The organism is Treponema sp. (assembly GCF_017430385.1).
GTDB lineage: Bacteria > Spirochaetota > Spirochaetia > Treponematales > Treponemataceae > Treponema_D.
In genome coordinates this window covers 1-9,520 of record NZ_JAFRNB010000004.1, presented here as the reverse complement: position 1 = coordinate 9,520, position 9,520 = coordinate 1, and the positions used below count along the sequence as shown (strand labels likewise).

The window sequence follows — 9,520 nt, the reverse complement described above, 5'->3', positions numbered from 1 at the left end:
CGAACAGCTTCTTGTTCCGCTCACTTCCTAGCGATGTAGCTCGCGTTGAGGGCCTAAAATTCATTTCTACTGTAAACCAGGAAGATGCAGGTCCAACAAACAACTGGATTGATCCGGTTGAGCTCAAGGCAACAATGAAAGGATTGTACAAAGGTTGTATGCACGGCCGCACAATGTACGTAATCCCATTCTGCATGGGTCCACTCGGCTCACCAATCTCAAAGAACGGTATCGAGCTTACTGACTCAGAGTACGTTGTCCTCAACATGGACATCATGACTCGCGCAGGCAAAAAAGTTCTCGACATCATCGGTACAGACGGAGAATTCGTTCCTTGTTTGCACTCAGTTGGTAAACCACTCAACAACGGCGAAAAAGACAACGGCATCTGGCCTTGTGCAGACGTTGAGCACAAATATATTTCTCAGTTCCCAGAAGAGCACCTCATCTGGTCTTACGGTTCTGGATACGGCGGAAACGCTTTGCTCGGCAAAAAATGTTTCGCTCTCCGAATCGCTACTGTATTGGCTCGTGAAGAGGGCTGGCTCGCTGAGCACATGCTCATCCTCAAGCTCACAAACCCAGAGGGCAAAGTTAAATACGTTACTGGCGCATTCCCATCAGCTTGTGGTAAAACAAACCTGGCTATGCTTATCCCAACAATCCCAGGCTGGAAAGTTGAGACAATCGGTGACGACATTGCTTGGATGAAATTCGGCAAAGACGGCCGCTTGTATGCTATCAACCCAGAGGCAGGTTTCTTCGGCGTTGCTCCAGGAACATCTGCTGAGTCTAACAAAAACGCTCTTATCTCTGCTTCAAAGAACACAATCTTCACAAACTGTGCTCTTACTGAGGACGGAGACGTTTGGTGGGAACAGATTGGTTACCCAGCAAAGGGCAAGCTCGTTGACTGGAAAGGCCAGACACGCGACGCTCTTCCAAAAGACAAATCACCAAAAGGCGAGGAATTCGCTCATCCAAACGCACGCTTTACAGCACCTGCAAAACAGTGTCCATGTATCGCTCCAGAGTGGGAAAACCCAGAGGGTGTTCCAATCTCTGCTATCCTCTTCGGTGGACGCCGCCCATCAACTGTACCTCTCGTACACCAGAGCCGCAACTGGAACCACGGTGTATTCTTGGGTTCTATCGTTGGTTCAGAAATCACAGCAGCATCTACAATCGATGCTTCACAGGTTGGTAAAATCCGCCGTGACCCATTCGCTATTCTCCCATTCTGTGGATACAACATGGGCGACTACTTCCAGCACTGGATTGACGTTGGTGCAAAAGCTGACCAGGACAAATTGCCAAAAATCTTCTACGTTAACTGGTTCCGCAAGGACGAGAACAACAAAGATCTTCCAGGCGGATTCATGTGGCCAGGCTACGGCGACAACTCACGCGTTCTTGCGTGGATTTTCGACCGCTGCGACGGAAAAGACAACTGCGTAGATACTCCAATCGGCTTCATGCCAAAAGAGGGTGCTATCAACACAGACGGATTGGCTGACTACTACAAAAAGACTCTCCCACAGATTCTCAACGTGGACAAAGAGGGCTGGTTGAAGGAAGTTAAAGACATCCGTGAGAACCACTATCCAAAATTCGGCAAACACTTGCCAAAAGAGCTCACAGCCTGCTTGGATGATCTCGAAGCACGTCTTTCAAAATAAAAAATTCCTCACAGAGCTTTGGAGAGCACAGAGAGTATTTTGTAAATCATAAATATCTCTGTGAACTCTGTGCCCTCTGTGAGAAACTTAAAAGTCCCGTTCTGAGGTTTGCTTGGAACGGGATTTTTTTGTTCGTTGAAATTTATTGTAATTTTTCCGATAATTAAAGCATGATTAAGACTTACGATATTGATTTGGATGATACATTGGTTGATGGTGCGAGTAAGATTTTTGAGAATCTTGGTACGGACATCGACAGCGCGATAAAGATTTTTTTGAAGCAGGCGATTTTGCGCAAGGGCTTTCCTTTTGATGTTACAATCCCGGAGGAAGTGGAAAGTGGAAAGTGGAAAACGGAAAACGGAAAACGGAAAGTGGAAAGTGAAGCCGCTGTAGGGGGAATGATTTCTGCTGAAAGCGGGGCTTGTGCCGAGACGGTTGATTCTGTTGTTGAAAGCGAAGATTCTTCTATTGAGGATGATGTTTCTGAGGACGATGTTTTTCATGGCGGAATAAGCGAGGAGGAAGAATTTGCTGCTGCTACGGCGACTGCTGAGAGCGTGGCGACGGAAGCTCCTGTTCCGCAAGTTTCAGCCGAGATTGCGGCTCGTGTTGCTGCGAACGAGGCCCTTGTCGCTGAGATGCGAAATGAAATCGGTGAAAAGGAAGTGACTCCAGAATTCGACGAGAACGAGGACGACGGCACATACGGAAATTATGAGCAGGCCGGGGAAGTGGAAAGTGGAAAACGGAAAGTGGAAAGTGAGGATGCGCCTGTTGTAACGGAAACTTCTGGTGATGAGGAAGTTGTGGATGTGGGCGAGCCTGCTCCAAGCGAGGAGGATGATTCCGAAGACGAAGACGAAACCACCCCAGACAATCTTTTCGACGCCTGGGATGTCGGTGATGAAGAAGAGATAGGTTGTAAGTAGTTAAAACTTTACTGTGCATGTGATTGGCAGATGATCCGAATAGCCTCTTCCGCTCCAAATCTGGTAGCGCAAAGGACGGCCCTCGCTGTCTGCCCATTCACCTTCAGTTTCTGCGCAAAAATCTGTCAATTCAATGTTTCCACATACGAAAAAGTGGTCAATCCGCTCCCAGTGATTTTTATACCAGTAGCTTCCTGTTTTTTGAATCTCGCCGCTGTCGTTAATCCACGGCGAATAAACCTCAACATCCTCGCTTCCATGTAAAATCACATTTTTTCCTTCTGTGGCCGAAAGATTTATGTCAAATTCGGAAATTTCTTTGTTAAAATCCCCGACCGCAAGCACCGCACCATCTTTTTTTGCCGCCCAAATCAAATCCGCCAGAAGCTTTTCCTGTCTTTTCCTCCAGATTTCTGATTCTTCCGCGCCTCCGCTCTTGCTCTTCCAGTGATTCACGAAAATCGTCAGTTCCCTGTCTTTCGACAGAATGGATAGCCGGATTATCGGGCGCATTGAGGGCTGCTTGCTTCCTTCCCGGATATCCAGTGCATGAACGGTAACTTCTTCAATCGGGAGCCGTGAAAGCACCGCGCAGCCGATGGAGGCTCCTTCATTAGTCGCAAAAATCGCCTGAGAGTAAAGTTTTTTGAAATCAAAAGTCCCGGAAAGCCTGTTCGCGATGTCCTGAATCTGCTCTTCTTTTTCGAGTTCTTCCATTATAATGACATCCGCATCGGTTTCCTTTATGACGGAAGCAAGTTTGTCGAGACGCGCCTCGTACCTCTGCTGACTCCAGCCGCTTTTAGGACTCTTGTATTCAGCGTACTCGTTGCCGTCAAAATTTGCATCAAAAAATGTCTGCAAATTCCAATTCATGACTTTTATGCTTTCCTTTGCATTTTCTTTTGAATCATCCGAAAAAACGCCGGCGCAAGAAACAAAAGCCAAAAGGACTGCGGATAATGCCGCAATCTGTCCGTACCTGATTCCAGGTTTGTAAAAATTAAATCTTTTCATGTATATTAATAGCAAAAAAAAATCGATTTTTGGCAATGTAAATGCAAATTTTTTAAACTTTTTTCAAAAAAATCTTAAAACTGTTTTATAATAGTAATGTGAGGAGTTTTATGAAGCGAAGAATTCAACTGTCTGTCCTTTCAATAAAATTGCTGGCCACCGCGGTTTTGTTCGGCGTGCTTATGTTTATGGTCAACAGTTACATGAGTTACAATCAATTTAAAAAACAGGTTGAGACTCTTTACGGCGATATAACCAGGGAATTTGCCCAGACCGCTCTGGCTTATGTTGATACCGAGCGAATTTTTTACTGGCTTACTGACGGAAGCGATGGTTTTTGGGATTCCACGAACCAGAGGCTCAACGAACTTACCGAAACGGCGGAACTTGCCTACATTTATCTGACTGTCGTATCTGCTGATTACAAAAGCCGGACTTATGTTTTTGATACAGTGAACAGCCTGATTTTGAATGAGCCTTATGAGCTTGGCTATGTCGAGTCGCTTGAAAAAAAGACTCCTGATTACATCGAAAGCCTGCGTGACATAATTGAAAACGGTAATTCTAAAACTTATGTTTCCTACAAAAAAAGTGGCGGCCATGTCACGACGATGATTCCTGTCAAGGATTACACGGGTGCTACGCTTGCAATTATGAGCGTCGTCAAGCCGATGAATGAAGTCCGGGCTTACAAAGAAAATTATCTCCGCTCAACTCTGATTGCCGCTCTTGTGCTCACAGTTTCATTCATCCTACTGTACGCGCTTTCACTTGTCGCCGGCGTTGTCCGTCCTCTCATGATGATTATTGATGAAACTTCCCACTTTGCCAAGCATCATGGCGAGCTTTCGGGGCTTCTCAAAAAAATCAAGAATCGTGACGAGCTTGGCGTGCTTGCAAAATCGGTTGAAAAAATGAGCGTGGACATGAACCGCTATATCGCTGATTTGACTCATGCTACTGCCGAGAAGGAACGGCTTGGCGCGGAGCTTAATGTCGCCACCAAAATTCAGGCAGAAATGCTCCCGCGAGTGTTCCCGCCTTATGAAAATCATCCAGAAATTGAACTTTTTGCCTCGATGACACCTGCGAAGGAAGTCGGCGGTGATTTCTATGATTTCTTTATGATTGATGATGACCATTTCGCGCTTTCAGTGGCCGATGTTTCTGGAAAGGGGGTTCCTGCCGCACTTTTCATGGTTATCGCAAAGACCTTGCTAAAAGACGCTGCCTTCCGCTACAAGACTCCGGCGGAAATTTTTGAGCATGTGAACAATACTCTGTGCGAGGGAAATGAGTCCGGGCTTTTTGTCACCTGCTGGATGGGAATCCTTGAAATCAGCACTGGAAAGCTTACTTTTGCAAACGCAGGCCATACTTCGCCGGTTTTGTGCAAGGATGGAATTGTCAGCTATCTCCAGACAAAGCCTAATCTTATGCTTGCCGCAATGGAAGGAATCCCGTACAAGAACCACGAGATTACGATAAATTCTGGAGACAAACTTTTCGTTTACACTGATGGCGTGACGGAAGCTACTGATAAAAACAATAAGCTTTATGGGGAAGAACGGCTTCTTTCTGCCCTTAAAAAAGATGGAGTTCAGGAGCTTCACCCGAAAGAACTCCTGAGCTTTGTCAAAGATGATGTTGACAAATTTGTTGATGGAGCAGATCAGTTCGATGATATAACGATGCTTGGAATGATTTTCAAGAAAAATACAATGGAGGGAAAACAATGAAGGAACTCAAGATTACCGCCGACGACAAAAACATGGAATGTGTGAATGATTTCGTACATTCTTGCCTGCCGCCTGATTGCAGCCCCGGCATTCTGAACAAGATTGATTTGGCGATTGAGGAAATTTTTGTGAATATCGCGCATTATGCGTACAAGCCTGATGTCGGTGAAGCCTGGATTTCTACAACTTTCGTTGATAATGTTCTCACGGTGGTTTTTAGGGATAAAGGAAAAGAATTTAATCCGATTGCAAAAGAAGACCCGGATATTACGCTTGGTGCAGAAGAGCGCAATATCGGTGGCTTGGGAATCTTCCTGACCAAAAAATTCATGGACGGCGTAGATTACGAGTACAAGGATGGCCAGAATATTTTGACAATCAGAAAAAAAATTGTGTAGCGGGCGTTGCGGGCGGCGCTTGAGTCCGCAGAGAGGGTAGCGACCAACGAAGTGGGCGCGAAGGGGGAGACTTCCCCCTCTTATTATTCTATCGTTAAAATCCCGTCCATGCCTGTGGCTTCGAGAACCTGTCTGCAGAATTCGGACGGGTTTCGGAGAACCATTTTTCCGCCTGTCGGGAGCATGATTTTGTGAGCCAGAAGAATTACACGAAGGCCTGCGCTGGAAACATATTCGATACCGCTTAAATCAAGGTGAAGAATCTGCTTGGCCGGCTGCAATGATTTGAGTGCCATTTCGAGTTCCGGGGCTGTATTTGTGTCGAGGCGGCCTATAACAACCATTTCAATTCCGTCTGCGACTTTGCTTGTTTTAATATCCATTTTTTATTCTCCATTAATTTTAAATTTGTGCGCCAAGTTCTGACTGACAGACCCTGAATCCGAGGCTGCTGCTCTTGCCTGCCGGAGCACTTGCGCTTCTGAAAAAGACCGTGCATTGCTGATGGTCATCGAGCCAGCTTCCGCCGCGTTTTATGTGCATGTTGCCGATTTGAGGGCCGTGCGGATTTGTCTGCGGAGTGGCCGGGAAATCCTGAGCGAAGTAATCCCAGCACCATTCCATGACATTGCCGCTCATGTCGAAAAGGCCGAGCGAATTTGGCTCCTTTGTGCCGACGATGTGTGTTGTGATGTCGCTGTTTTCGCCGTACCATGCGACTTTGTTGATGTCCGAGCTGCCAGCGAACTGGAACGGATCGCATTGTTTGCCTCCGCGGGCTGCGAATTCCCATTCGGCCTCGGTTGGAAGACGGTAGCCGTTTGCCGAAAAGTTGCATGCGATTCTCTTCCAGACAGGACTGTTCGCATCAAAAGTGCGTAAATCCGTGACAGAACCGATGCTGTAGCATGGCGTGAGATTCTGCATAGTGCTCAAAATGTTGCAGTAAATGATAGCCTCGCACCAGTTGACCATTTCAACCGGCTTGTCATCGCCCTGCAATTTTGAAGGATTTGAACCCATGACATAAGAAAATTGCTTTTGTGTGACCGGCGTTTCGGACAGTTTGAAAGATGTGAGCGTGACCTGGTAATTTGCCGCGGCTCCGCCCATGAGGAACTGACCGCCCTCAACAGGAATCATTTTTGGAATGGCATTGTTTGCTGATTTTGAAGATTTGTCCACAAAAGGATTTTCGTCCGCTGATTTGACGACACGAACCGGCTTGCCGCATTGTGAACAAAATTTGTCGATTGCGCTGAGTGATGCACCACATTCCGGGCAAGATCGGCAGATTTTGACTGAACCGACCGGGAAACCACAGTTGGAGCAGAAATTTGCACCATCCGGAAGTTCTGTAGCACATTTTATGCAATTAATCATGCTTGCCTCCAAAAAACAACGCTTCTATTATAGCACGGATTGAAAAAAAGTATATAATTATTTTCATGAAGAAAATTCCGGCTCCATCAAAAAAACGACTTCTCACATTGTCACGGCTTTTGTCCCAGCAGGAAAAGCAGAAAATTACTTCGGTGGAACTCGCTGCGCTTACAGGGTGGGGCGAAGCTTCGATAAGGCGCGACATTTCCCTTCTAGAGCTGCACAATGGAGTGAGCAACGGCTACGATGTAAAAATCCTGCACGATGCGATTTGCGAGGCCTTTCAAGTTTCTTCTATTAATAATGAAAAACACAGGTGCTGCATCGTGGGGCTTGGAAAGCTGGGTGAGGCACTTCTGGAGTCCGCAGTTTTTAAGGGCAGCAATTTTGAGCTGGTCGCCGGCTTTGACACAAATTTCAATAAAATCGAAATCATGAAAAGTGAAATCCCGCTCTTTGCCACGCTCGATCTGGAAACAAAAATCCGCCAGCTAAAAATCGAATATGCCGTTCTTGCCGTGCCGGACGAAAAAGCACAGTTTATGGCGGACAGGCTGGTTTCCTACGGCATCAGGGGAATCGTAAATTACACGAACACAGTGCTTTCAGTGCCAAAAGATGTGCGGGTGGAGCATGTGAATACGGTGGTGGTTCTTATGGGTATGACGGTGGGATGTTAATTGGCGGCTACCTGCCATGCGGCAGGTCGGCTGTTCCGCCCTTCGCTCACGCTCATTGCCGCCCGCTTCGCGCCCGGCAACTACGGGGCTACATAGCCTAGCCGGGGGCTTCCCTCACCCCAGCTTGTTCACAAAAAAATCCATGCATTCCTGGGCTGGCTTGCCGGTGACGAGATATTCAACGAAAACTGTTGGCGGATTTCGGAGAGAAATTCTTTTAGAGAAAGCCGATGATGGCTGCTTTATCTTATTGAAATCTCCCTTCTTTCTTAATACTGTGAAAAATATCACAGTAAATTGCATAAAATTCTTGGTTACTGTTGACCTTGTTTCTTTTTATCAATACACTTTTATTATCAATTCTGTGAAAGATTTCACGATAAAAGTACAAAGGGGTACAGTATGGCTAGAGTCTACAATTTTAGTGCGGGTCCTTCTTGCTTGCCGGAAGAGGTTTTGAAAGAGTGTGCGGCAGAAATGCTTGATTATAACGGAACAGGTCAGTCCGTAATGGAAATGAGTCACCGCTCAAAGGCCTATGAGCCAATCATCGAAGATGCCGAGAAAATGGTCCGCAAACTCATGAACGTTCCTGAGAACTACAAGGTTCTTTTTGTTCAGGGTGGCGGTTCAACACAGTTCGCAATGGTCGCTCAGAACTTGGGAATCAAAAACAAAAAGGCCGCTTACATCGAGACTGGTGTTTGGGCAAAAAAAGCTGCCGCTGAGGCTAAAAAACTCGGAATCGCAGTTGACGTAATCGCTTCTTCAAAAGACAAGAACTATTCTTATATTCCAAAAGTTGAGAAAGTAACTGGCGACTACGACTATGTTTACATCTGTTTCAACAACACAATCATGGGAACTCACTACGAGTACATCCCAGAGACTGGCGACATTCCATTGGTTGCTGATATTTCTTCATGCGTTTTGAGTGAGCCACTTGATGTAACAAAATTCGGTTTGCTTTTCGCAGGTGCTCAGAAAAACCTGGCACCAGCTGGCGTTACTCTCGTAATCGTCCGCGAAGATTTGATTCCGGAGCCGGAGGCTTGCTTGCCGGGAACACCGACAATGCTCGCTTACAAAACACACGCTGACAACGGCTCAATGTACAATACACCACCATGCTACACAATCTACGTTTTGGACAAAGTTCTTCACTGGATTGAAAAGAACGGCGGTGCAGAAGGAATGCTCAAACGCAACCAGGAAAAGGCTGACTACCTTTACAACTACCTGGACAACAACGAGGGCAACTTCTACCATGCGACAACTGAGGTCGGAAGCCGTTCTTTGATGAATGTTCCTTTCCTCACAAAATACTCAACTGCAGAAACTGCTGCTGCCGGAAAGAAAGACGAAGCTGACCGCACAGACGCAGAAAAAGCAGCACTCGCAAAAGAAAAGGAAATCAACGACAAGTTCGTTAAAGAAGCAGCCGCGGCAGGCTTGGTAAACCTCAAAGGTCATCGCCTCGTTGGTGGTATGCGAGCTTCAATCTACAACGCAATGACTCTCGACGGAGTTAAAGCATTGGTTGAGTTCATGAAGAAATTCGCTGCAGCAAACAAATAAAAAAAATTCTCACAGAGGGCACAGAGTCCACAGAGAGATTTTTGATATACCGCGTTTTATATCTTAATCAAACTGTTTGAAAAAACGCGTGTTTGAGGTATAAAACTTCGTGTT

At 46.2% G+C, this 9,520-nt stretch carries 9 protein-coding genes; 6 read left to right on the top strand and 3 right to left on the bottom strand.

Features of this window, described 5'->3' with window-relative positions:
• Together IJJ71_RS00210 and IJJ71_RS00205 are read left to right on the top strand one after the other, a co-directional pair.
• A partial coding sequence (locus IJJ71_RS00210) for a phosphoenolpyruvate carboxykinase (GTP) (protein ID WP_296844617.1) occupies nucleotides 1-1,679 on the top strand: 1,679 nt, incomplete at its 5' end.
• 170 nt (nucleotides 1,680-1,849) lie between these two features.
• Nucleotides 1,850-2,611 carry a type II toxin-antitoxin system RelB/DinJ family antitoxin gene (locus tag IJJ71_RS00205; RefSeq protein ID WP_296844616.1) on the top strand — a complete coding sequence of 254 codons (762 nt, stop codon included), beginning with the start codon at nucleotides 1,850-1,852 and terminating at the stop codon, nucleotides 2,609-2,611.
• Here IJJ71_RS00205 and IJJ71_RS00200 read toward each other — a convergent pair whose 3' ends face one another.
• Nucleotides 2,612-3,628, bottom strand: a complete 1,017-nt coding sequence (locus IJJ71_RS00200) for an endonuclease/exonuclease/phosphatase family protein (protein WP_296844614.1) — start codon at nucleotides 3,626-3,628, stop codon at nucleotides 2,612-2,614.
• Nucleotides 3,629-3,738: 110 nt separating this feature from the next.
• On the opposite strand from IJJ71_RS00200, the gene IJJ71_RS00195 reads away from it, so the two are divergent.
• Both IJJ71_RS00195 and IJJ71_RS00190 read left to right on the top strand, forming a co-directional pair.
• On the top strand, nucleotides 3,739-5,367 hold the full coding sequence (locus IJJ71_RS00195) for a SpoIIE family protein phosphatase (RefSeq protein WP_296844613.1): 1,629 nt from the start codon (nucleotides 3,739-3,741) through the stop codon (nucleotides 5,365-5,367).
• The gene (locus tag IJJ71_RS00190; RefSeq protein WP_296844611.1) at nucleotides 5,364-5,765 is read left to right on the top strand and encodes an ATP-binding protein; all 402 of its coding nucleotides are present in this window, start codon (nucleotides 5,364-5,366) and stop codon (nucleotides 5,763-5,765) included. The genes IJJ71_RS00195 and IJJ71_RS00190 overlap by 4 nt, the downstream gene beginning before the upstream one ends.
• A gap of 83 nt (nucleotides 5,766-5,848) precedes the next feature.
• Here IJJ71_RS00190 and IJJ71_RS00185 read toward each other — a convergent pair whose 3' ends face one another.
• Both IJJ71_RS00185 and IJJ71_RS00180 read right to left on the bottom strand, forming a co-directional pair.
• Nucleotides 5,849-6,148 (bottom strand): STAS domain-containing protein, encoded by a 300-nt coding sequence (locus IJJ71_RS00185; protein ID WP_296844610.1) that lies wholly within the window; start codon nucleotides 6,146-6,148, stop codon nucleotides 5,849-5,851.
• Nucleotides 6,149-6,167: 19 nt separating this feature from the next.
• Nucleotides 6,168-7,148 (bottom strand): SUMF1/EgtB/PvdO family nonheme iron enzyme, encoded by a 981-nt coding sequence (locus IJJ71_RS00180; RefSeq protein ID WP_296844608.1) that lies wholly within the window; start codon nucleotides 7,146-7,148, stop codon nucleotides 6,168-6,170.
• Nucleotides 7,149-7,213: 65 nt separating this feature from the next.
• Between IJJ71_RS00180 and IJJ71_RS00175 the strand changes: the two genes are divergently transcribed.
• Together IJJ71_RS00175 and serC are read left to right on the top strand one after the other, a co-directional pair.
• Nucleotides 7,214-7,828, top strand: coding sequence for a redox-sensing transcriptional repressor Rex (locus IJJ71_RS00175; RefSeq protein ID WP_296844606.1), 615 nt, complete (start codon nucleotides 7,214-7,216; stop codon nucleotides 7,826-7,828).
• A gap of 402 nt (nucleotides 7,829-8,230) precedes the next feature.
• Nucleotides 8,231-9,406, top strand: a complete 1,176-nt coding sequence (gene serC / locus IJJ71_RS00170; protein WP_296844604.1) for a 3-phosphoserine/phosphohydroxythreonine transaminase — start codon at nucleotides 8,231-8,233, stop codon at nucleotides 9,404-9,406.
• The last annotated feature ends 114 nt before the right edge of the window (nucleotides 9,407-9,520 follow it).